Genomic DNA, 22,824 nt, shown 5'->3' with positions numbered 1-22,824 from the left:
TATCCTCAATAATGGGTGCGGCGGTCCAGCACGCGGAATTGCAGCAACATCAGGATCACGAGGACCGCGAGAAAGATCACCGTCATGGCAGAGGCATAGCCGACGCGCAGATAGACGAAGCCTTCCTGATAGATGGTCCAGAGCAGGACTTCCGAAGCCTTGTTCGGACCGCCTTCGGTCAGCGTCTTGACTGTTTCGAAGACCTTCACGGCGTTGATGATGCTGATCGTCGTGACGAAAAGCGTGGTCGGGCCGAGCAGCGGCCATGTGACCAGCCGGAAGCGTTCCCAGCCGTTTTTGACGCCATCCACTTCTGCAGCGGAATAGAGTTCGCGCGGAATGGCGGTGAGACCGGCCAGAAACAGCACCATGTTGAAGCCGACGCTCTGCCAGACGCCGATCAGCGCGAGGCTGAACAGCACGGTGTCGCTGGAGCCGAGCCAGTTGGGACCGGCAATGCCGATCATGCCCAGCATGGCGTTGACGGGGCCAAGGGTCGGGTGCAGCAGATATTGCCAGACGGTGGCCATGGCGACGAGGAGCGAGGCGACCGGCAGGAAGTAAACCGTGCGGAAGAAGGATTTGCCGCGAACTTCGCCTTCGATAAGGAGCGCCACGCCGAGACCGAGAAAGACGGAAGCGGGCGCGACGATGGCGGTATAGATGGCGGTGTTCTTCAGCGAGACGAGGAAAGTGCGGTCACTGAACAGTTCGGCATAGTTTTCCAGCCCGATGAATTCGAAACCGTCATAACCGAGCTCGAAATTGGTGAGGCTCCAGAAAATGACGGCGGCTGTCGGAAGAAGAATCAGCAGCACCGTGAGGATGATGGCCGGAGCCGCCAGCTTCCAGGCAAGCCGTTCTTCGCGGCGGCGGGCTTCCTCCGCCGCCGTGCGTGCGCCGGTGACTGCGGTGCCGGATAACGTTATATCAGACATGAGCGGCGGCCTTTGCCGGAGATGCGGTTTTGACGATATTCCCGGCGGGCTGGCGCAGGCGCAGGCCATCCTCCCCGAAGAGATAGGCGTGGGCGGCATCGAAATGCAGCCCGACAGGCAGGCCAACAGCGATGTCGCGGGCTTCTTCCGGGGCAAGCTTCACGGTGAGGTCCTGCGCGGCGCCCGGAGCCTTGAGGTAGACGAGCACTTCGGAGCCCAGAAACTCAATCCGCGCGACCGTGCCTGCAATACCTGTCTTGTCGTGCGGCTTGAGCTTAAAATGCTCGGGACGAATGCCGATGCGGATATTGGTGCCGGAATGGGCGGCGACATCCTGCAAAATGGCGCGGCCGGCAAAATGCACCATGCCGTTATCGCTGACCAATGCTTCCAGAATATTGATGCGCGGTGTGCCGATGAATTGCGCGACCTCGATATGGCGGGGATCGTTATAGATCGCGGTCGGCGTGTCGATCTGGAGCAGCTTGCCGCCCATCATGACCGCAACGCGGTCGGCCATGCTGAGCGCTTCGGCCTGATCGTGGGTCACGTAGATGGTGGGAACACCGGCACGGCGATGCAGTTCGACGATTTCGGCCCGTGTGTGAACGCGCAGATTGGCATCGAGGTTCGACAGCGGCTCATCCATCAGGAATGCGCCCGGCTGGCGTACGAGAGCGCGGGCAAGCGCCACGCGCTGGCGCTGGCCGCCCGACATCTGGCCCGGCTTGCGGTCGAGCAGGTGGTCGATCTTGAGGCTGGTTGCGGTTGCCTTGACCTGTTTCTGGATGGCGGCGCGTTTGCCGCGCTGCCCCGGAACGAATGCGCCGATCATCGGCAGGCGTTCCACGGCGGTCAGGTCGCGCATGGCAAGCGGCACGGCAATGTTCTGCGCCGCCGTCAGGTGGGGATAGAGCGCATAAGACTGGAATACCATGGCGATGTTGCGGTCGGCGGGATGAGCGCCGGTTATGTTGCGGCCTGCAAGCTCGACGCTTCCTTCATCGGCATGGTCGAGACCGGCGAGAATGCGTAAAAGCGTGCTCTTGCCGCATCCTGACGGGCCGACAAGGGCGATGAATTCGCCTTCCGCGGCTTCGATGGAAATGCCATCGAGAATGCGGTTTCCCCCGTAGGATTTGCCGATGTCGCGGAGGACGAGCGTGCTCACTGGCTTGCCTCCTCGGTAACCTTCTCGCCATCGCCGGTGTGGTGCGGATAGACTTCATGCACCACATCGTCGATGACATAAGGCGTCAGCGTATCGATGCGGACGATGCTGCTCGTGGCAACTTCATCGAGATCGTGAACGGCTGCGCCCAGAATGCGCTCGCCGGGGAGATCGCGTTCCATCGGTCCGACAATGAAGGCTGCGGCAGGCGCCCAGACATAGTTCGTGCCGAAGGCGTCGCCCGACCATGCGCGGTGCAGATGGCCGCTGGCGTGAAGCTGTACATTATACTGCGCGAAAAGATCATAGAGACGCTGGCGCGGGGCAGGGCGGATGCCCCAGTAACCGCTGTCGCCTTCGTCCGGACCGTCCACAAAGAGCGGCTTGTGCGCGAAGACGGCGACCGGCTTGCCGTCGCTGTGCTTCAATTCGTCTTCGAGCCACTGGAACTGTTCGGCTTCTTCGGCTTCGCCGGAACCGATAATGAGACTGTTGAGACCGATAATGCGCCAGTCGCCGAAGTTTTCCGCCCAGCGGTCGGGGCCGATATGACGGCGCCAGCGCATCAGGCGCTGCGCATTGACGGGCTGGTGGCTTTCGGGAAGATGACCGATATCGTGATTGCCCGGAAGGGTGAGAACGCGTGCGGGAAGTTCGTTGAGGCAGGCGCGGCAGAACAGAAGGTCGGCCTCCACATCGGCGCCGTCCACCGTCAGGTCGCCGGTGTGGATGATGAGATCGGGCTTCTGCTGGTCGATCCAGGCAACGAGCGGCTCCCAGTTGCGGTTGAAGTGCGGCTTGATGGGGCTGAGGTGGGTGTCTGTAATCTGAACGATCCGCACGGGTACGCTCCTTCTCGGGTCTGTCTGTGGGGGCAGCGCATTTCACGCGCTGCTCATGCGCCGGGCGCATCATGCGCGGCGTCTTGCCGGGGCTTTTAGGCTCGTTATGTGACAGGCCCGCTGCATTGCAGTGACAGTTGCGTGACATCTGCTAGGGCGACTCAAAAAGGGTGATTTGCCAAATTTGCGGGCATCGCTTTGCTGCCAATGCCCATGCTTTAGGCGGTCGATCTGCCAATCATAATATAATCAAGTAATTCTGATCGAGGTAACTTGATGATTTTAAATGGTTTTCTTGTCTGATCTAGACATGCGTAAAATGCATAGCTGCATTGCGCTAAAGTCTCATTGCAAAAACAATGGGCAACAGGCATATAAAGGTCATCTCAGCGCTGCGTTTCCTCCTCCCATTTGCGCGGGCTGAGTGTTCCCCTCTGGAGGTTTGCCTTGAAGGCACCTTCAAAACTCAAAGCCAGACATTTGTCTGGCTTTTTTTTTGACCTTTCGCCGGGCCGTGCGACGCATTGCAAGGATAGCCGGATGGTTTTCACGCTCAACTGTCTGTTTTGACAGGTCCGGGCACCCGCCACGGCATGTCCCGACATGCAGATATGAAAAAGGGGCCTTTCGGCCCCTCGGTATTCTTTGCTCTGACTATTTCACGCCTTTGCTGGAAATGCCCTAGCGCAGGCTGGCGCAGAAGCGCTGGATGCGGGTGCAGGCTTCTTCCAGCAGCGCATCCGATGTCGCATAGGAAATGCGGAAGTTCGGTCCGAGGCCGAATGCCGAGCCGTGCACGACGGCAACGCCTTCAGCTTCCAGCAGTTCGGTGACGAAATCTTCGTCGGTTTCGATGACCTTGCCAGCTTCCGTCTTCTTGCCGATCAGGTCAGCGCAGGATGGATAGACGTAGAATGCACCTTCCGGCGTCGGGCACTGGATGCCCTTGGCCTGATTGAGCATCGAGACGACCAGATCGCGACGCGCCTGGAAGATTTCCTTGTTCTTCGGGATGAAGTCCTGCGTGCCGTTAAGCGCTTCGACCGCAGCCCATTGTGCGATCGAGCAGGCACCGGAGGTTTGCTGGCCCTGCACCATATCCATGGCCTTGATGAGCTGCAGCGGTCCGGCTGCGTAGCCGATACGCCAGCCGGTCATCGCATAGGCCTTCGACACGCCGTTCATGGTGAGCGTGCGGTCATAGAGCGAAGGCTCGACCTGGGCCGGCGTCGTGAAGACGAAATCGCCATAGACCAGATGCTCATACATGTCGTCGGTCAGAATCCAGACATGCGGATGACGGACGAGAACATCGGTCAGGGACTTGAGTTCTGCTTCCGTGTAAGCCGCGCCGGTCGGGTTCGACGGCGAGTTGAAGATCAGCCACTTGGTCTTCGGCGTGATGGCCTTTTCCAGATCGGCGGCGGTCAGCTTGAAGTTGTCCTCGATCTTGGTGTTGATGAAGACCGGGTTGCCGCCATTGATCGCCACCATTTCCGGATAGCTCACCCAGTAAGGGGCAGGGATGATGACTTCATCGCCGGGGTTCAGCGTCGCCATGAAGGCGTTGAACAGGATCTGCTTACCGCCGGTGCCGACGATGGTCTGTTCCGGCTTGTAGTCGAGACCGTTTTCGCGCTTGAACTTGGCAACGATGGCCTGACGCAGCTCGGGAATGCCGGAGATGGGCGTGTACTTCGTTTCGCCGCGATTGATCGCGTCGATAGCCGCCTGCTTGATATTGTCCGGCGTGTCAAAGTCGGGCTCGCCCGCACCGAGACCAATCACGTCCTTGCCCTTGGCTTTCAGTTCACGTGCTTTCTGGCTGACCGCGATGGTCGCAGAGGGCTTAACACGGGAAAGGGCGTCGGCGAGAAATGCCATGATAGATCTCCATAGATGGCAGGCTCTGATAACCGGCACCGGGCGCGGTCCGGTTTTGCGAATTTTCTATGTCCCATTGGCCCGGAAAGCGCAACAGAAGGATTGAGAATTTGGCGGCAATTGCGGGATTTCGCGCAAATGTGTTGCCGAAACGAACAGATCCATCAGCAATGCTGACATATTGGCGCAAAGAAACTGATTGGACAGGAAGCCGGCGGGCAGGAATATTGCGGCAAACAGGAGACGACCATGCTGACGCTTTATGAACAAGCCGATTCCGGCAATTGCTACAAACCCCGCCTGCTTCTGGCGAAGATCGGCAGGCCGTTTCGCCATGTCGCGGTTTCCTCGCTCGATGGATCGACGCGCACGCCGGAATATCTGGCCAAGAACCCGAACGGCAAGGTTCCGCTGCTGGAACTGGAAGACGGGCGTTTCCTCGCGGAATCGAATGCCATTCTCCTGCATCTGGCGGAAGGGACGCCCCTGTTGCCGGAAGATGCTTACGAGCGGGCTCTGGTTTACCAGTGGCTTTTCTTCGAGCAATATAGCCACGAGCCTTACATTGCCGTGCGCCGTGCGTTGAAGGTCTATCCGGAGCGGTCGCGTGATGCGACGCCGGAGCGTCTGGCTTCCACGCTGGCTGGCGGCGAAAAGGCGCTGGCGGTGATGGAAACCCAGTTGAAGAAAACGCCCTTCATCGCCGGAGACAATTATACGGTGGCCGATATCGCGCTCTATGCCTATACGCATGAAGCCCATCTTGGCGGCTTCGACATGCAGCAATATCCCGCCGTGGGTGAATGGTTGCAGCGTGTCGCCAACGACAAGGGGCATGTGCCGATCAATTGGCTGCCGTAACCTTCTGTCCGGCGCTGATGCTTGCACAAGCGTTATGACGTTGGAATAGCAGAAAAATGCGGACAAACAAAAAGGCGGGCCCGAAGACCCGCCTTTTCCATGCCTTGCGGCAAAACTTATGCTGCGACGAGGTTGTCGGCAGACGAACGGCCCGAACGGCGGTCCTGGACGATTTCGTAAGAAACCTTCTGACCTTCATCGAGCGTGGCAAGGCCAGCGCGCTGAACGGCGGAGATGTGAACGAAAACGTCCGTGCCGCCCTGGTCAGGCTGGATGAAGCCGAAGCCCTTGGTCGTGTTGAACCACTTAACTGTTCCCGTAGCCATGGGAAATTCCTTTGTAACAAGTAGTAGAATAGTCCGTATGCTTCGCACACGTCCCTGTGGATCGAATTTATGGACAGGAGATCGTCAGGAAGCACGGCTGGCCGCACGGGTCGCAAAGTCACTCGACCGAAAAATCGATGCGCTAACTATATGCGACAAATTTGACCAACACAAGACAGCTGCGTTGCCAGCTAGAAATTGATTTTATTCAGGCTTCCTGCCATTCCGAGGCCCAGCCGGTCTTGTGCGCTCCGGCGGTCGAGCCAGAACAGCCTGAACAGAATCGGATCGCTTCCGCCGCATGGCGACATTTCATAATGGTCCCAGGTTTCAGGCAATGCAGCCTGCAATTTCAGATGGAAGCAATGGCGGCGGTGAGGTTCCGTATATCCTCTTTCCGGATAGTCATAATCGACGGTTTCGAGATGGATCATCCCGTCGCCGTAAAGAAGCCCCGTCTCTTCGGTGAATTCGCGATAGGCGGCGGCGAGAATGTCTTCTCCCGCCTCAACCGTGCCGCCCGGCACCTGAAGCGGCGTTTCGGGAAAATCCGGTTCTTCAAAGACTAAAAGGCGGTTGTTCCACGTCGCATAAATGAGCACCTTGTCGATAGGCGTAATCGTGACAGCCATGTATTGCTTCCCGGCAGGATTGGTTTCCGGCCATGATTGCAGCGAATGGTTCTCGACTAAACCCGCATATTGTTGTGGGTCACCACGGCTGGTTTGCACGAAAAGCGTGCTGGTATCCTATCTTTGACTTCCGCGTGACGTACATAATGCGCATGTTGCAAATATATCTGCACCATGGAACGGCGGGTGGGCAGCGAGGCAGGAAATGACGTCTGAACCAGACAAGGACAAGACGAAGCAGAGCGCACCCAAAAAAGGCCGTCCCCGCAAGAGGGCGAGGCGCAGCGTCACGGAACGCCTGCGCAAAAGTTCAGCGAAGCTGTTCGGCGGCACTCCGTCCCGCGATGGGACCGATCTTTTTTCGCAGGTCTCGATGATGGTGGGCGCTTTTCTGGTTTCGCCGGTGCGCAACACGCTGATCGCGCTGGGGACCGGCATTTTCGTGCTGGTCGTGCTGATCGCCATCGGGCAGGTCGCCATCAATCGCTGGAACGAGCCTTTTTACGATGCGCTTGCCCGCCGGGATTTGCAGGCTTTCTTCCATCAGTTGCTGGTGTTTTTCGGGATCGCGGGCGCGCTCCTGCTGCTCAACGTATCGCAGACCTGGCTCAACCAGATGTTCAAGCTGAAGATGCGCGAGGGGCTGGCCCGCGATCTGGTAGGGCAATGGCTGGTGCCGGGGCGTGCCTTTCGGCTGGCCAATGCGGGCGAGATTGGCATCAACCCGGACCAGCGCCTGCATGAGGACGCCCGCCATCTGGCCGAAACCTCCTGCGATCTGGGGATCAACCTGCTCCAGTCGACTGTCATTCTGGTGAGTTTCGTCGGGGTCTTGTGGTCGCTGTCGAGCGGTTTCGTGTTTCATGTCGCCGGTTACAGTTTCTCGATCCCCGGCTACATGGTCTGGGCCGTCATCATCTATGCGGCCTCCGCATCGTGGCTCACATGGATGGTCGGACGCAGCCTGGTCAATATCAATGCCAATCGCTATGCGCGCGAGGCGGATTTTCGCGCGTCGCTGATGCGGGTCAACGAGCATCTCGACGCCATCACCCTGTCGCGCGGCGAGGGCGACGAGAGGCGCCGCCTCGATCTGGACATTGATGCGGTTCTGGGCGCGATCCGCAAGATCGTCTACGCAACCACCCGGCTGACATGGGTGACGGCCGGTTATGGCTGGCTGACCATCGTCGCGCCGATCCTTGTGGCGGCTCCCGTCTATTTCGGCGGCGGGCTGACATTCGGCGGGTTGATGATGGCGGTCGGCGCGTTCACGCAGGTGCATAACGCGCTGCGCTGGTTCGTCGATAATTTTGGGGCGATTGCCGACTGGCGGGCGACGCTGCTTCGCGTCGCGAGTTTTCGTCAGGCGGTGCTGCACATGGATGCGCTTGGCCATCTGGACCGGCAGATCGATCTTGCAACGAATGACGATGACAGGCTGACACTGGACGGTGTGTCGATCGCCGCGCCCGATCAGTGCCTTAAGCTTTCCCGCAGGGCCTTTTCGGTGAAGCCCGGCGAGCGGGTGCTGGTGACTGGCGGGACAGAAACGCAACGAACGCTGCTGTTTCGCGCATTGGGCGGGCTTTGGCCATGGGGCGAGGGGCGGATCGGCATGCCCGCCAGCGATGGGGTCGCCTTCATGCCGCGCGCGCCCTATTTCCCGCCGGGCAACCTCAAGGGGATCATGGTCTATCCGCTCGATATCAGGAAGTTTTCCGAAGAGGATCTGGAAAATGTCCTGCGGCGGGCCGGGCTGGACCGGCTTTCCACGAGCATGGATCGCGTCGCGCGCTGGGACCGCGTCCTGACCGACGACGAGCGCCAGTGTATCGCCTTTGCCCGCCTGATCTTGCAGAAACCGAAATGGATCGTCATCGATGGCGCGCTCGACGGCCTTGATGCGGAAGCCTACGACCGAATCCGCGACATGCTGACTAATGAACTGAAGGATGCGGCTGTCATTCATCTGGGAAAACCGCATCTGCATGACGGGCTTTTCACCCAGCAGGTCAGTCTGGAAGACGATCCTTCGGGAAAGCCTCTGGAGGTGCGGGCTGCGAAAACGGCATGAAAAAAGCCGCCGGAATGACCGGCGGCTCGGTAGGCTCATCGTGACAGATGATCAGCGGAAGTAATCCTGAAGCGGACGCACTTCCAGCGAGCCGGCCTTGAGTGCGGCGATGGCTTCGGCGGCGGCTTCTGCACCGGCCATGGTGGTGTAGTAAGGCAGCTTCTGCATCAGGGTTGCGCGGCGGATCGACTTGCTGTCGGAAACAGCGCTTGCGCTGTCGGTCGTGTTGAAAACCAGATGAATCTGGCGATTGCGGATCGCATCTTCCACATGCGGACGGCCTTCGATGACCTTGTTGATCTTGGTCGATTCGACGCCATTGGCTTCGAGGAACTTCTGCGTGCCGCCGGTCGCCATGACCTTGAAGCCGATGCCAGCCAGCAGGCGAACCGGACCGAGCACGCGTTCCTTGTCCTCATCGCGGACCGACACGAAGACAGTGCCTTCGCGCGGCAGTTCCACGCCCGCGCCAAGCTGTGCCTTTGCAAAAGCCAGTGCATAGTCGTAGTCGAGGCCCATGACTTCGCCGGTCGAGCGCATTTCGGGTCCGAGCAGCGTATCGACGCCGGGGAAGCGGGCAAACGGGAACACGGCTTCCTTGACCGCGATATGCGGGCGGGAAGGCGTCTTCGGCTTGCCGCCATAAGCGCCGAGTGCGGCTTCAAGGCTTTCACCGGCCATGATGCGGGCCGCGACCTTGGCAATCGGCGTGCCGACCGTCTTTGCCACGAATGGCACGGTGCGCGATGCACGCGGATTGACTTCGAGAATGAAGATTTCGCCGTCCTTGATGGCGAACTGCACATTCATCAGCCCGCCGACATGAAGCGCCTTGGCAAGCGCTGCCGTCTGACGCTCCAGTTCTGCGACGATTTCTGGCGAAAGCGTGTGCACCGGCAGCGAGCAGGCCGAGTCGCCCGAATGGATGCCAGCTTCCTCGATATGTTCCATGATCCCGGCGACGAAGCTGTCCTTGCCATCGCACAGGCAATCGACGTCCACTTCGATGGCTTCGGTCAGATAGGTGTCGAACAGAAGCGGATTCTTGCCCAAGAGCGTGTTGATCTGGCCGGTCTTGTCGTTCGGGTACTTTGCCTTGATGTCTTCCGGCACCAGTTCCGGCACGGTGTCGAGCAGATAGTTCTGCAAAGCCCGTTCATCGTGGATGATCTGCATGGCGCGGCCACCCAGAACATAGGACGGACGCACGACCAGCGGGAAGCCGAGATCGGCGGCGACGAGGCGCGCCTGTTCGACCGAATAGGCGATGCCGTTCTTCGGTTGGTTGAGGTCGAGCTTGATGAGCAGCTTCTGGAAACGGTCGCGATCTTCGGCAAGGTCGATGGCGTCCGGCGAGGTGCCGAGGATCGGAATGCCTGCCTTTTCAAGCGCATTGGCGAGCTTGAGCGGGGTCTGTCCGCCAAACTGCACGATGACGCCGTGAAGCGTGCCTTTTTCCTGCTCGACGCGCAGGATTTCCAGCACGTCCTCGGCGGTCAGCGGTTCGAAATAAAGACGATCCGACGTGTCGTAGTCGGTCGAAACCGTTTCCGGGTTGCAGTTGACCATGATGGCTTCGTAATCGGCATCGCCGAGCGCGAAGGCCGCATGGCAGCAGCAATAGTCGAACTCGATGCCCTGACCGATACGGTTCGGACCGCCGCCGAGAATGACGACCTTCTTGCGATCCGACACTTCGGCTTCCGAGCGCGGTTGGCCGACGAAAGGCGTTTCGTAGGTCGAATACATATAGGCGGTCGGCGAGGCGAATTCGGCGGCGCAGGTATCGATGCGCTTATAGACCGGATGCACGTCCAGCTCGGCGCGCAGCTTCGCCACGTCTTCGGCGTCCTTGCCGGTCAGGCTTGCAAGGCGCGCATCGGAGAAGCCCATGGCTTTCAGCATACGCAGGTTTTCAGCGTCCTGCGGCAGACCATGTTCGCGAATACGCTCTTCGGTCTTCACGATGGCTTCGATCTGCTCGAGGAACCACGGATCGATCTTCGATGCGTCGTGGACCTGCTCGGTGGTGAGGCCAAGGCGCATTGCCTGCGCGACCATGCGCAGACGATCCGGCGTCGGCGTGCCGATAGCGGCGCGGATGGCGTTCTTCTCGTCGCCTTCCTCGATGTTGGGGATGGCGATTTCATCAAGGCCCGTCAGGCCGGTTTCGAGGCCGCGCAGCGCCTTCTGCAACGATTCCTGGAACGTGCGGCCAATGGCCATCACTTCGCCGACCGACTTCATGGCGGTGGTCAGGATCGGCGAGGAGCCGGGGAATTTTTCGAATGCAAAGCGCGGGATCTTGGTGACGACATAGTCGATCGACGGCTCGAACGAGGCAGGCGTCGCGCCGCCGGTAATGTCGTTGTCGAGCTCATCGAGCGTGTAACCAACGGCAAGCTTCGCCGCGACCTTGGCAATCGGGAAGCCGGTTGCCTTGGAAGCCAGCGCGGACGAGCGCGAAACGCGCGGGTTCATTTCGATGACGATCATGCGGCCATTGGCCGGGTTGATCGCGAACTGCACGTTGGAGCCGCCGGTTTCGACGCCGATCTCGCGCAGCACCGCAATCGAGGCGTTGCGCATGATCTGGTATTCCTTGTCGGTCAAGGTCAGCGCTGGCGCAACCGTGATCGAGTCGCCCGTATGCACGCCCATCGGGTCGAGGTTTTCAATCGAGCAGATGATGATGCAATTGTCCGCCTTGTCGCGGACGACTTCCATTTCATATTCTTTCCAGCCCAGAACCGACTCTTCGATCAGAACTTCGGTCGTCGGCGAGGCGTCGAGCCCGCGTTCGATGATCTCGAAGAATTCCTGACGGTTATAGGCAATGCCGCCGCCGGTGCCGCCGAGCGTGAAGCTTGGGCGGATGATTGCCGGAAGGCCGACCACGTCGAGCGCCTGCGCTGCCTTGGCGAGCGCGTGGCTCATATAGCGCTGCTTGCGCTCCACTTCACCGAGCTGCCATTCGGTTTCCAGCTTGTCGAGCGCCTTGTCGAGATCGTCGCCGGAGAACTGCGCCTTCACTTCGGCGCGCTTGGCTTCGTGACGCTTGCGGTCCTCGTCCTTGATTTCGGTCGCGTTGGCGAGCATCGAGCCCGGCGTGTCGAGGCCGATCTTCTTCATCGCCTCGCGGAAGAGCGCGCGATCTTCCGCCTTGTCGATGGCTTCGGCATTGGCGCCGATCATCTCGACGTTATAACGTTCCAGCACACCCATGCGGCGCAGCGACAATGCGGTGTTGAGCGCGGTCTGGCCGCCCATGGTGGGCAGGATCGCGTCCGGGCGCTCCTTGGCGATGATCTTGGCGACCACTTCCGGCGTGATCGGCTCGATATAGGTGGCATCGGCCAGATCGGGATCGGTCATGATCGTGGCAGGGTTGGAGTTGACGAGGATGATGCGGTAGCCTTCCTCTTTCAACGCCTTGCAGGCCTGCGTGCCGGAATAGTCGAACTCGCAAGCCTGGCCGATGACAATGGGGCCCGCGCCGATAATCAGGATCGATTTGATATCTGTACGTTTCGGCATGAGCTCATCCTATCTTCTTCGCGCGCATTGTCTTGTCCCGAAACCGGTTCCCACTTTCGAGAGACATGCTTCTTAGCCTGCCAGAAAAGCCCGCACGGTTTTCCGGCGGGTTGGCAGCGTATGAATTCTGTGGGCTAAGCGGGCCTTATAGGCAATCATTTCGATAAGCGGAACCCCACAAATCGTTTTATTTCAAAGAAAGTGGGGGCATTCACGAAAATTCTGCTTTCTCGAAAGATGTTATAACCGAACCAAAGCGTTTACGGGCCGTTCAGGCTTCCGCCTGAGCGACCGTCAGCGATGGTTTGTTGCGCCTGGTGAGCATCTGGCCGAGCCTGTTCGACGGCTGTTCAATCAGGCGATACGAAATCTTGGCCGCGATGATCGCCGCGACCACGATGGCTGCCATGCCGGCGATTTCAGTAGCAGGGCCAAGGTTCAATTTACGCAGCACCGCCCAGCCGAAACCGACCACGAACATGTGCGTCAGGTAAAGCGAATAGGAAATCGCGCCGAGATCCACAAAGAAATTGTCTCGCAGGTCGCCAAGCCAGCGCTCGACGCCCAACGCGCCAGCGACCAGCAGGACAGCCGCGCCGCACATGATGAGATATATCGGGAAATTGTTGAACGCGGCCAGCGGGGTGGAGAAGGTGCCGTAGAGCGCGGCCACAGCCAGTATCCCGATTCCAGCCAGTGTTGCCGGGGGCATCCTTTCCCACAGGCGATGTTTTTCCGCTTCCGCCAGCCACATGCCGCTCATGAAAGTCAGCAGGTTCTTGTGCAGATAGAACGCGGCGACACTTGCCGACGGCTCGACAAAGAAGCTTCCGATAACGCAGGCACCGAAGACTATGGTCAGGAGGACCGTGCGCTGCAAGGCGCTTTTGCACCACCAGAACAGGGCGAAGACCGCATAGAAAAACAGTTCGTAGTTGAGCGACCAGCCGAGCTTGAAGATCGGGCGCCAGTCACTCGGATCGCCCGGCGTGGCCGCAGGAATGAAGAAGAGCGACTTGATGAAATAGCCGACATCCGCGACCGTGGTTTTGAACAGGGATGGCAGATAGAGCGCGCAGAAGAAAACCGTGATCGTGCATAGCCAGTAAAGCGGCACGATGCGGAAAACGCGCCTTGTCAGGAAGTCGCCGGGCCGGAACGGACCATCGGCGTTGACATAGGCGATGATAAAACCGCTGATGACGAAAAACAGTTGAACACCGAAAACGCCCAGCATCGTGATGGCATTGTTGGTTTCAGCGCGTGGATGCTCGATCGTATGAGCGATCAGGACGGCAGTTGCGGCGAGACCGCGCAAGATCTGGATCGAGTAAAGTTGCTTTCGGTTCTGCATCGTCTGTGCCCACATTGACGGTACATGCTGTAGCGATAACCGAGCATTTCTGCAATTGCTAGCGTATAGATCGCAGAGGCTTCGCCTATCGGCGCATGACGGGTGTTCTTGTGCCCAAACTATTGCGAAAGAGTCTTCGTTTGTGATTGACGCTGCCATTTACTTTTTATGTTGCCGTGCCAACTCTTTCTGCGACAATTACAGGTATAGTTTGGTGGCGCTTCTTCGGAGCGGCACGGTGCAGGGGAGTTGGTCAATGCGCTGGCAAGGCCGTAGGCAAAGCGACAATGTTGAAGATCTGCGCGGAGAGCAGGGCGGTGGTATAGGCGGCGGCTTCGGTCGCGGCGGGGGACTCGGCGGTCCCGGTTTTCGAATCGTGCGCGGCGGCGGCATTTCCGGCATTCTCATTCTGGTGGTAATGTTCTTCGTGTTGCGCGCGCTCGGCATTGACCCGCTGCCGATCCTGTTCGGCGATGGCAGCATGGGACCGAGCATGACCCAGCAAGTCGACCAATCAGGACGGACGGTCGCCGAAGGCGGCAATGTCGCCAATGATGAGACCACGCAGTTTGCCCGCACGGTGCTGGCCGAGACGGAAGACGTGTGGAGCGGCATTTTCCAGTCGCGGGGCCAGACCTATACGCCGCCGACCATGGTGCTGTTTTCCGGCCAGGTCCGTTCAGCCTGCGGCTTTGCTTCTGCCGCATCCGGGCCATTTTATTGCCCCGGCGACCGCAAGCTTTACATCGATCTGAGTTTTTATAAGGAACTGGCGAACCGTTTCGGCGCATCCGGCGATTTCGCGCAGGCCTATGTTCTGGCGCACGAGGTCGGGCATCATGTCCAGAATCTTTTGGGCATTCTGCCGAAATTCAACCAGATGCGTCAGCAACTGAGTGAGACGCAGGCGAACCAGATGTCGGTGCGCGTGGAATTGCAGGCCGATTGCTTCGCGGGTGTATGGGGTTATTACACCGAGCAGAAAGGCATTCTGGAAGCCGGAGACCTGGAGGAAGCGCTGAATGCCGCGCATCAGATCGGCGATGACACGTTGCAGCGCCGCAGCCAAGGCTATGTCGTGCCGGAAAGCTTCAACCATGGCACCTCAGCCCAGCGCGCCAAATGGTTCCAGCGCGGTTTCGACAGCGGAAAGCTGGAATCCTGCGATACATTCAGCGGCGATGTTTAAGGCCACTGTGAGACTATAGAAAAAGGCGGTTTCGACCGCCTTTTCCTTTTTGCATGAACATCGCTTATTCTTTTGTTCAGGACTGGCAATATTCGCCTTGTCGTGAAATAATTTTCCAGATAAATGCTTCGCACCGGCGCGGCCTTTTTTCGATTTACAAGCGTGACGCTCATTTTTGAGCGGCGATGGCGCGCGAGTTCTCCAATCAACACAGTTTTTGAATGTTCCACCTTGTCTCTCGTGGAGCGTATTTCAGGTGTCCCATGCATGATCCCCAGTTTGTACGGCGGGGCTTGTTACTCGTCTTTATGACACTGTTTCTCGACATTATCGGCATTGCGATCATCATGCCGGTTCTGCCGACTTTTCTCGAAGAGCTGACCGGGGCGGATATCAGCACCGCTGCCGTGGATGGCGGCTGGCTTTTGCTGGTTTATGCCGGGATGCAGTTCCTGTTCGCCCCGATGATCGGCAATCTGAGCGACCGCTTTGGCCGACGTCCGGTGCTGCTCGCCTCGATCTTCACCTTCGCGCTCGACAATCTCATCTGCGCGCTGGCAACGACCTACTGGATGCTGTTCGTCGGCCGAGTGCTGGCAGGGATCAGCGGCGCGAGCTTCGCCACGGCTTCGGCCTACATTGCCGATGTCAGCGATGACAGCAATCGTGCGCGCAATTTCGGCCTGATCGGTATTGCCTTCGGTGTCGGCTTCGCGCTCGGTCCGGTTCTGGGCGGCTTGCTGGGTGAGTTCGGCCCGCGCGTTCCGTTCTACGGAGCGGCGTTCCTGTCCTTCATCAACTTCATTCTGGCCTATTTCCTGCTGCCGGAAACCTTGAAGCACGAAAACCGGCGCTCATTCCAGATCGCGCGCGCCAATCCTCTTGGCGCGCTCAAGCAGATGCGGAACTATCCCGGCATCGGCTGGGTCGTGCTGGTCTTCTTCCTGTTCTGGCTGGCCCATGCCGTCTATCCGTCCGTCTGGGCTTTTGTCGGCGCTTACCGCTACGGCTGGAGTGAAGCGCAGATCGGCTTTTCGCTCGGGCTTTTCGGCATCGGCGCGGCTGTCGTCATGGCGCTGGTTCTGCCGCGCATTCTGCCGGTGCTCGGCGAGCGGCGCACGGCGATTACCGGCGTGCTGTTTTCCTGTCTGGGCCTGATCGGATACGCCATCGCGTGGGAAGGCTGGATGGTCTATGCCGTCATCTTCCTGACGGCGCTGGAAGGTCTGGCCGATCCGCCGCTGCGAAGCATCGCTGCGGGTAAGGTTCCGCCTTCGGCGCAAGGCGAATTGCAAGGCGCCCTGACAAGCGTGTCGAGCATTACGACCATTATCGGCCCGCTCATCTTCACGCAGCTTTTCGCGATTTTCACCGGCAAGAATGCGCCGTTCGTCTTTGCGGGCATGCCTTATGCGGTGGGCGCCGGGCTGGTCTTTCTGGCGCTGGTCATCGTGGTGGCGCGGGTGCGGCCCGCGCCTGCGGCCAAGCTGTCAGAGGTTTGACGGATGTGAAAACGGAAAGGCCGGAGTTTTTCGCTTCGGCCTTTTACTTTGATAATTTGCGGCGGGTTTAAGCTGCCTGTTCGCGTTCTGGAAGCAGCGCTTCACCCTTCCTTTCGCGGATCAGATTGATGAAACGGCGGAAGAGATAATGCGAATCCTGCGGGCCAGGCGATGCTTCAGGGTGATGCTGCACCGAGAAGACCGGCTTGCCGACCACGCGCAGGCCGCAATTGGTGCCGTCGAAGAGCGACACATGCGTTTCCTCGACATTTTCCGGCAGCGAATCTGAATCCACCGCGAAGCCGTGGTTCATTGACACGATCTCGACCTTGCCGGTCGTGTAGTCCTTGACCGGATGGTTGGCGCCGTGATGACCCTGATGCATTTTCTCGGTGCGTCCGCCGAGCGCCAGCGCCAGCATCTGGTGACCGAGGCAGATGCCGAAGACCGGGAGTTCGGTTTCGACCAGCTTCTTGATGGTCGGCACGGCATATTCGCCGGTCGCCGCCGGGTCGCCGGGGCCGTTGGACAGGAAGACGCCATCGGGATTGTGAGCCAGAACATCCTCAGCCGTCGCAGTTGCAGGCAGTACGGTGACTTTCGCGCCGAGACCGGTGAGCAGGCGCAGGATGTTGCGCTTCACGCCGAAGTCGAGCGCCACTACGTGATATTCCGGGGCTTCCTGTTCGCCATAGCCATTTGCGAGCGTCCATGGCGTTTCCTTCCATGTGAGGCTCTGTCCGACCGTAACGTCCTTGGCGAGATCGAGGTTTTCGAGGCCGCTCCACGCTGCAGCGCGGGCCTTGAGCGCGTCGAGGTCGAACTTGCCGCTCGGATCATGCGCGATGACTGCGTTCTGCGCGCCGCGTTCGCGGATGAGCGAGGTCAGCGCACGGGTATCGATACCGGCGAGGGCGATGATGCCGCGATGCTTGAGCCACGCGTCCAGATCTTCCGTGGCGCGGAAATTCGATGGGGAGGTGATGTCGGCCTTGAAGATCGCGCCGACCGCGCCATGGCGGTTGGCTGGCGTGAGGTCTTCAATGTCTTCGGCATTGGCGCCGACATTGCCGATATGCGGGAAGGTGAAGGTGACGATCTGCCCGGCATAGGACGGATCGGTCAGGATTTCTTCGTAACCGGTCAGCGCCGTGTTGAACACGACTTCGGCTTCGATCGCGCCGGTCGCGCCGAGGCCCTTGCCTTCGATCACGGTTCCATCTGCAAGCACCAGGATGGCGGTTCGCTTCTCGACAGTCCAGGGTGCTGTTTTGGGTGTATTTTCTGTCATGGTCTGCACTCCTGTTTCGCCAGCATGTTATTTCATTGTCAGTTCGTGCGGCACGCGTTCGTGTTCCAACCCGCCACCGGTAAGGTAGCTTGAAAGATGAAGCGTCAAGGGTCATATATGCGCCAAAAGGCAGCGGGGATTTCAAACCTCCCACTGCCAGCACGTGCCGATGTCCTGCTAAGCCTTGAGCAATAGAGAAACTTGAAGGCCGGGTCAATCGTCTGCAACCTGGCTTTCCCGAAATAATGACGATATTCATCGCATTATTTCTCGGGATGTCGGTTCGGACAGCTCGGCGTTTCTGTGCGCTTGCTGTATAGATGCACGAAACGAACAACACAGAACAAACACCGTCAGGAGAGACGTTATGCTTCGCCAGGAGATTTCCCAGGCCCTCACGACCGCGCTGAAAGCGCAGGACAAGCGCCGCATGTCGACGCTGCGCCTTGTCATGGCCGCGGTGAAGGACCGAGATATCGCCAATCGCACCGCGGGCAAGGACCCGGTAGGGGACGAGGAATTGCTCGGCATCCTCGGCAAGATGGTCAAGCAGCGTGAGGAATCCGCCCGCATTTACGAGGAAGGCAGCCGTATCGAACTGGCGGAAGCCGAGCGTGAGGAAATTGCGATCATTTCCGAGTTCCTGCCGCAGCAGATGTCGGACGACGAGATCAAGCAGGCCTGTGCGGATGTCATTGCCGAAATCGGCGCCCAGGGCCTGCGCGACATGGGCAAGTGCATGGCGGTGCTGAAGGAGCGCTATGCCGGCAAGATGGATTTCACCAAGGCCAGCGCCATCGTGAAATCGCTTTTGCAGTGAAAAGATAGAGCTTCTCTGCAAGCCTTTCGGGCCTCCGCCTTGGCGGAGGCTTTTTGAATGGATCAGCTCTGTTTGGCGGCCTTGAGGCGCGTGTCGCTGAGCAGCCCCTGTTCTTCGAGCACTGGATAGGCCATGGAGGCCAGCAGCGAGTTGATCTGCTTGAGGTCGCGGATCGTGTCGAGGTGGATGGAGCTCGTTTCGATGCTGCGGGTGGCACCTTCGCGCAGGCGCGTGAAATGGCGCATGCTCGTCTGCTTTTCCAGTTCGCGCAACTGGTCCTTTTCCTGCACAAGCTGGCGGGCCGTGCGGCCATCGCGCGAAACAATTACGTTGAACGCCATATGCGCATTGGCCAGAACCATGGCGTGGAAATGGCTGAGTTCCTTCCAGCCTTCCTCGGTAAATTCAAGGTTGTGGTCCATCTTCTTTTGAACATGCGCCAGCATGTTGCGCACGATGATGTCGCCCACCTGTTCGAGCTTCACGCAGGCGCCGAGCAGTTCCTGCATCCGCAGCGACTCGAAATCGGTCAGCTCATGGGTCGCAAGCCTGGTGAGATAGAGCTTGATCGCCGCGTGCTTCTTGTCCACCCGGTCGTCAAGCGCGGCCAGCTCATTTATCCGGGCTTGATCCGGCTTTTCATAAAGTTCAATGATGCGGCGCAGCATGACCTCGATCGTGTCGCAGACGCCGACAACTTCGCGGGTCGCATTGGCGAGCGCTTGCGAAGGCCGGTCGAGCACGGCGGCGTCGAGCGCGCTGTATTCCTCGGCCGCCAGAGGCTGCGCGGGCGCATTCCTGTCGGCATTGAGGTGCACGAGCGCTTCGGTCGCGCGCAGAACGAGGCCGGAAAGAGGGATGCCCGCAATCATCACGATGACGTTGAACAGGATATGCGCGTTGACCACCTGCGAAACCGGGTCAGCGCCAAGGAAGGCTATAGACGGTTTGAAGGTCTGATAAAGCACCAGCATGATGAGCGACCCCGCACCGCGCATCAGGAGATTGCCGAGCGGCACGACGCGGGTTTCGGGCGGGGCATGGCGGGTCAGGATCGGGGCGATGATCGACGAACCCAGATTGACGCCCAGAACCATCACCACGGCAAGCTCGGGATGGATCAGCCCGCGCGAGGCAAAGGTGGTGAGCAGGATGACGGCGGCAACGCTGGAGTGAAAAAGCCATGTCATCAGGGCTGCGAGCAGATAGGCCGTGACCGGATCGCCGGAAAGATAATCGACGATAACCGGCAGCAATTCGCTTTGCCGCAGCGGCTCCGTGGCTTGCCCGGTCATTTCCAGCGACATGATGAGCAGGCCGATGCCAACAAGAATACGCCCGATCTGCCGCCAGTCGCGGCGCTCGGTGGTCATGAAGATGCCCGTGCCGATGACGAGGCAGAGCGGCACCAGAAGCGTGAGGTCGTAGCTCAGAATCTTGACGACAAGGGCGGAGCCAAGCTCGCCGCCGCGCACGGCCATGAGGCCCCCGATGCCGCTGACAAAGCCGGAGCCGACAAAGGAGCCGACGAGAAGCGTAACCGCCGTCGAGCTTTGCAGGGCGACAGCAAGGGCAAGGCCAAAGGCAACGGAAAGCAGCGGGTTCTGCATCTGGTTGCGCAAGCGCCTGCGCAGCCGGTCGCCATAGGCGCGCTCCACCCCGGTCCGCACCATGCGTGTTGCCCATAACAGGAGGGCAACTGCACCGGCCAGATGCAAAAGGACTACAGAACCATTCACGGCAAAATCCCTTCGGGTTGGAGACAGGGTTGAAACTGGTTGATTGAGCTAACGCAACAAATGAAGAAAAAATATGTTCCGGCTAATCAAATTTCCAAGAGATATGGGCTTGTTCGCAACCAAAAGCAATCCATTCCCATGCAGTCATGACGAATATATGACAGTTTTGTGACAATGAACTTGTCTGCTCGCGACATGTGATTAGCGGGGAGGGACGCGCCTGCGCGATGGACTGCGGAAGCGGGCGCGCCTATATACTCTGTTAAATGCACGCGCTGCCCGAACAGCCTGCCCTATCAACCGAAAGTGAAATCTGTAATGCGTTTTCCGCCCTCCTTTCTCGATGAGATCAGAGACCGCGTCCCGATCTCGACGCTGATTGGAACGCGCGTTTCGTTCGACCGCAAGAAGAGCAATCCGCCAAAGGGCGATTTCTGGGCCTGCTGCCCTTTCCATGGCGAGAAGACGCCGAGCTTTCACTGTGAAGACCGCAAGGGCCGCTATCATTGTTTCGGTTGCGGTGTGACCGGCGATCACTTCAAGTTTCTGACCGATCTTGAGGGGCTGAGTTTCCCTGAGGCTGTCGAACGCGTTGCCGATATGGCGGGCGTTCCGATGCCTGCGCGTGACCCGGAAATGGAAAAGCGTGAGGCGCAGCGCGCTACGCTCTACGATGTCATGGAACTGGCGGCGCAGTTTTTTGAGAGCCAGTTGCAAAACGCTGTCGGGGCCAAGGCGCGCGCCTATCTGCGCGACCGCGGCCTTTCGACGGCGACGCAGCAGACGTTCCGTATCGGCTATGCGCCGGAATCGCGCAACGCCTTGAAGGAGTTTCTGGCTGGCAAGGGCGTGTCGCGCGAACAGATCGAGGCGTGCGGCCTTGTCGTCCATGGCGAGGGCATTGCCGTTTCCTATGACCGTTTCCGCGATCGGGTCATGTTCCCGATCGAGGATCTGCGCGGGCGCATCATCGCCTTTGGCGGGCGCGCGCTTTCCGCCGATGCCCCGGCCAAATATCTGAACTCGCCGGAAACCGAACTGTTTCACAAGGGCCGGGTGCTCTATAACGGCCTGCGGGCGCGCAAGGCCTGCCAGCCGCAAGGCGGCGAGCCCGCCAAATCCATCATTGCCGTTGAAGGCTATATGGATGTGATTGCGCTGGCGCAGGCGGGTATCCATCAGGCGGTGGCTCCGCTGGGCACGGCGCTGACGGAAGAACAGCTTGATCTGCTGTGGCGCATCAGCCCGGAACCCGTTCTGTGCTTCGATGGCGACGGGGCGGGGCTTCGCGCCGCCTACCGCGCCGTCGATCTGGGATTGCCCGCTTTGCAGCCCGGCAAGTCGCTGCGTTTCGCGCTTCTGCCGGAAGGTCAGGACCCGGACGATCTCGTCAAGGCGGAAGGTCCGGCTGCGTTCCACGCGGTCCTGCGCGATGCCAAGCCGCTGGTCGACATGGTGTGGACGCGGGAAACGACGGGCGGTGTCTTCGATACGCCGGAACGCCGGGCCGAGCTTGAAGCGCGGCTGCGCGAGATTACGAGCCGCATCGCCAATGAGGATATTCGCCGCCACTACAGCCAGGACATGCGCGACCGGGCGCAGGCTTTCTTCGGTCAGGGACGTCAGGGGTATCAGGGCGGAGGGCAGCGCAATTCGTCTTTCAACCGCAGGAACGAAGGCGGACGCGGGCGCGGCGGACCGGCTGGCGCCGGGGGGCGTCTTGCGATTTCCGACAGTCTGGTGCGTTCCACGCTGGTAAAAGGCGGCAGGCCGGGGGCGGGCTCGCACGCGCCTTTGCGCGAAACCGCAATCGTGCTGACGCTTCTCAACCATCCGCGCCTGATCGAAGAGGATTTTGAAACGCTGGCCGCGCTCGATCTGGGGCATGAAGCGTTGAGGTCGCTGCATCTGGCCATGCTGGATGTGCTGGCTGCCGGTCACATCGAAGATGGCCATGCGATGCGGCGGGCGCTGGTCAATGCCGGACATGGCGAACAGATCGAAATGCTCGAACTTGTGGTGAAGGGCGCGAAGCTCTGGACCGCGACGGCTCTGGCCGCTGAAGATGATGCCCGGGAAGCGCTTCGGCAGGCGCTTCACTTGCATCAGCGGGCGCGTACACTACATAAGGAACTGCGAGCCGTTGAAGCCGCGCTTGAAACAGACGAAACGGGCGAGTTATTCGCACGTCTTAAGGATATACAAAATCAGATTTTGAAAGCTGATGCGACAGAAGCGCTGATCGATGGTTTCGGCCTGTCTTCGGGACGTCCGCCCGGCGGTTTCTGATTCGGTTTACGAATCAGGCTTGCCGAACTGCCGGAAATGCGGGGTTGCGATCCCAAAACCGTGCTCTATCTGGCCAGCGAAGGGGCCGCGACAACAAAATGATTCGCTTTTTAGGCGCGAATCAGGTGAGTCGCTCTTGACGTATGGCGTAAATGACGGAATCACGACAGTTCGAACAAGGAAAAGAACAGAAACCGGTGATATCCGAGGCTGCAAGGCGGCAAGCTGGGTACGGGCCGGAAAGCTGCCCGGAAGACTGGCCCGGAAAATCGGTATTGTCCGGTGGACCGCCCGATCTGCCCACAAGAAATCGGAGATGAAGAAGCCCGATACCGATGGCAAGGTTAATCCGCCATTAACAGGAAATCGGCT

At 59.4% G+C, this 22,824-nt stretch carries 16 protein-coding genes; 6 read left to right on the top strand and 10 right to left on the bottom strand.

Annotation, left to right across the window (positions count from 1 at the left end; all coding sequences use genetic code 11):
* Positions 1–5: 5 nt before the first annotated feature.
* From F9K78_RS01135 to F9K78_RS01120, 4 genes are all read right to left on the bottom strand, one after another.
* On the bottom strand, positions 6–938 hold the full coding sequence (locus F9K78_RS01135; protein WP_121985995.1) for a carbohydrate ABC transporter permease: 933 nt from the start codon (positions 936–938) through the stop codon (positions 6–8).
* Entirely contained in the window at positions 931–2,109 is a 1,179-nt protein-coding gene (locus F9K78_RS01130) for an ABC transporter ATP-binding protein (protein WP_121985996.1), read from the bottom strand. The genes F9K78_RS01135 and F9K78_RS01130 overlap by 8 nt, the downstream gene beginning before the upstream one ends.
* On the bottom strand, positions 2,106–2,951 hold the full coding sequence (locus F9K78_RS01125; protein ID WP_121985997.1) for a metallophosphoesterase family protein: 846 nt from the start codon (positions 2,949–2,951) through the stop codon (positions 2,106–2,108). Before F9K78_RS01125 ends, F9K78_RS01130 begins: the two co-directional genes overlap by 4 nt.
* Before the next feature lie 681 nt (positions 2,952–3,632).
* Positions 3,633–4,835: a pyridoxal phosphate-dependent aminotransferase gene (locus F9K78_RS01120; RefSeq protein WP_121982786.1), complete on the bottom strand. Its 1,203-nt coding sequence runs from the start codon at positions 4,833–4,835 to the stop codon at positions 3,633–3,635.
* Positions 4,836–5,084: 249 nt separating this feature from the next.
* Here F9K78_RS01120 and F9K78_RS01115 point away from each other — a divergent pair, with 249 nt between their 5' ends.
* Entirely contained in the window at positions 5,085–5,696 is a 612-nt protein-coding gene (locus F9K78_RS01115; RefSeq protein WP_121985998.1) for a glutathione S-transferase family protein, read from the top strand.
* 116 nt (positions 5,697–5,812) lie between these two features.
* Here F9K78_RS01115 and F9K78_RS01110 read toward each other — a convergent pair whose 3' ends face one another.
* Together F9K78_RS01110 and F9K78_RS01105 are read right to left on the bottom strand one after the other, a co-directional pair.
* Positions 5,813–6,022 (bottom strand): cold-shock protein, encoded by a 210-nt coding sequence (locus tag F9K78_RS01110; protein WP_006471898.1) that lies wholly within the window; start codon positions 6,020–6,022, stop codon positions 5,813–5,815.
* A 191-nt stretch (positions 6,023–6,213) separates the two neighbouring features.
* A complete protein-coding gene (locus F9K78_RS01105; protein WP_121985999.1) occupies positions 6,214–6,654 on the bottom strand; it encodes an NUDIX hydrolase in 441 nt (146 codons plus the stop codon).
* Between the two features lie 205 nt (positions 6,655–6,859).
* On the opposite strand from F9K78_RS01105, the gene F9K78_RS01100 reads away from it, so the two are divergent.
* A complete protein-coding gene (locus tag F9K78_RS01100; protein ID WP_121986000.1) occupies positions 6,860–8,731 on the top strand; it encodes an ABC transporter ATP-binding protein/permease in 1,872 nt (623 codons plus the stop codon).
* 51 nt (positions 8,732–8,782) lie between these two features.
* Here the strand turns inward: F9K78_RS01100 and carB are convergent, their stop codons facing one another.
* Positions 8,783–12,268, bottom strand: coding sequence for a carbamoyl-phosphate synthase large subunit (gene carB / locus F9K78_RS01095; RefSeq protein WP_121986001.1), 3,486 nt, complete (start codon positions 12,266–12,268; stop codon positions 8,783–8,785).
* A 271-nt stretch (positions 12,269–12,539) separates the two neighbouring features.
* Positions 12,540–13,622 (bottom strand): acyltransferase family protein, encoded by a 1,083-nt coding sequence (locus F9K78_RS01090; protein WP_121986002.1) that lies wholly within the window; start codon positions 13,620–13,622, stop codon positions 12,540–12,542.
* A gap of 256 nt (positions 13,623–13,878) precedes the next feature.
* Here F9K78_RS01090 and ypfJ point away from each other — a divergent pair, with 256 nt between their 5' ends.
* Together ypfJ and F9K78_RS01080 are read left to right on the top strand one after the other, a co-directional pair.
* The gene (gene ypfJ / locus F9K78_RS01085; protein ID WP_121982792.1) at positions 13,879–14,811 is read left to right on the top strand and encodes a KPN_02809 family neutral zinc metallopeptidase; all 933 of its coding nucleotides are present in this window, start codon (positions 13,879–13,881) and stop codon (positions 14,809–14,811) included.
* 263 nt (positions 14,812–15,074) lie between these two features.
* Positions 15,075–16,313, top strand: coding sequence for a TCR/Tet family MFS transporter (locus tag F9K78_RS01080; protein WP_121982793.1), 1,239 nt, complete (start codon positions 15,075–15,077; stop codon positions 16,311–16,313).
* A gap of 67 nt (positions 16,314–16,380) precedes the next feature.
* Here the strand turns inward: F9K78_RS01080 and carA are convergent, their stop codons facing one another.
* A complete protein-coding gene (gene carA / locus F9K78_RS01075) occupies positions 16,381–17,604 on the bottom strand; it encodes a glutamine-hydrolyzing carbamoyl-phosphate synthase small subunit (RefSeq protein ID WP_121986003.1) in 1,224 nt (407 codons plus the stop codon).
* Positions 17,605–17,971: 367 nt separating this feature from the next.
* On the opposite strand from carA, the gene F9K78_RS01070 reads away from it, so the two are divergent.
* A complete protein-coding gene (locus tag F9K78_RS01070) occupies positions 17,972–18,424 on the top strand; it encodes a GatB/YqeY domain-containing protein (protein WP_121982795.1) in 453 nt (150 codons plus the stop codon).
* A 62-nt stretch (positions 18,425–18,486) separates the two neighbouring features.
* Here the strand turns inward: F9K78_RS01070 and F9K78_RS01065 are convergent, their stop codons facing one another.
* Entirely contained in the window at positions 18,487–20,163 is a 1,677-nt protein-coding gene (locus F9K78_RS01065; RefSeq protein WP_121986004.1) for a Na/Pi cotransporter family protein, read from the bottom strand.
* Between the two features lie 318 nt (positions 20,164–20,481).
* Between F9K78_RS01065 and dnaG the strand changes: the two genes are divergently transcribed.
* Complete coding sequence (gene dnaG, locus F9K78_RS01060) at positions 20,482–22,452, top strand: DNA primase (protein ID WP_121986005.1); 1,971 nt, start codon at positions 20,482–20,484, stop codon at positions 22,450–22,452.
* Positions 22,453–22,824: the final 372 nt, after the last annotated feature.

It is taken from the genome of Brucella pseudintermedia (assembly GCF_008932435.1).
GTDB classification, from domain to species: Bacteria; Pseudomonadota; Alphaproteobacteria; order Rhizobiales; family Rhizobiaceae; genus Brucella; species Brucella pseudintermedia.
This window is presented reverse-complemented; position numbering and strand designations above follow the sequence as displayed.

Excerpts from the sequence above, each read along its gene's own strand:
- F9K78_RS01090 (WP_121986002.1), bottom strand. The coding sequence starts at position 13,622 with ATGCAGAACCGAAAGCAACTTTACTCGATCCAGATCTTGCGCGGTCTC.
- F9K78_RS01110 (WP_006471898.1), bottom strand. The coding sequence starts at position 6,022 with ATGGCTACGGGAACAGTTAAGTGGTTCAACACGACCAAGGGCTTCGGC.
- F9K78_RS01080 (WP_121982793.1), top strand. The coding sequence starts at position 15,075 with ATGCATGATCCCCAGTTTGTACGGCGGGGCTTGTTACTCGTCTTTATG.
- carA (WP_121986003.1), bottom strand. The coding sequence starts at position 17,604 with ATGACAGAAAATACACCCAAAACAGCACCCTGGACTGTCGAGAAGCGA.
- F9K78_RS01100 (WP_121986000.1), top strand. The coding sequence starts at position 6,860 with ATGACGTCTGAACCAGACAAGGACAAGACGAAGCAGAGCGCACCCAAA.
- F9K78_RS01105 (WP_121985999.1), bottom strand. The coding sequence starts at position 6,654 with ATGGCTGTCACGATTACGCCTATCGACAAGGTGCTCATTTATGCGACG.
- carB (WP_121986001.1), bottom strand. The coding sequence starts at position 12,268 with ATGCCGAAACGTACAGATATCAAATCGATCCTGATTATCGGCGCGGGC.
- dnaG (WP_121986005.1), top strand. The coding sequence starts at position 20,482 with ATGCGTTTTCCGCCCTCCTTTCTCGATGAGATCAGAGACCGCGTCCCG.
- F9K78_RS01070 (WP_121982795.1), top strand. The coding sequence starts at position 17,972 with ATGCTTCGCCAGGAGATTTCCCAGGCCCTCACGACCGCGCTGAAAGCG.
- F9K78_RS01120 (WP_121982786.1), bottom strand. The coding sequence starts at position 4,835 with ATGGCATTTCTCGCCGACGCCCTTTCCCGTGTTAAGCCCTCTGCGACC.
- F9K78_RS01115 (WP_121985998.1), top strand. The coding sequence starts at position 5,085 with ATGCTGACGCTTTATGAACAAGCCGATTCCGGCAATTGCTACAAACCC.
- F9K78_RS01135 (WP_121985995.1), bottom strand. The coding sequence starts at position 938 with ATGTCTGATATAACGTTATCCGGCACCGCAGTCACCGGCGCACGCACG.
- ypfJ (WP_121982792.1), top strand. The coding sequence starts at position 13,879 with ATGCGCTGGCAAGGCCGTAGGCAAAGCGACAATGTTGAAGATCTGCGC.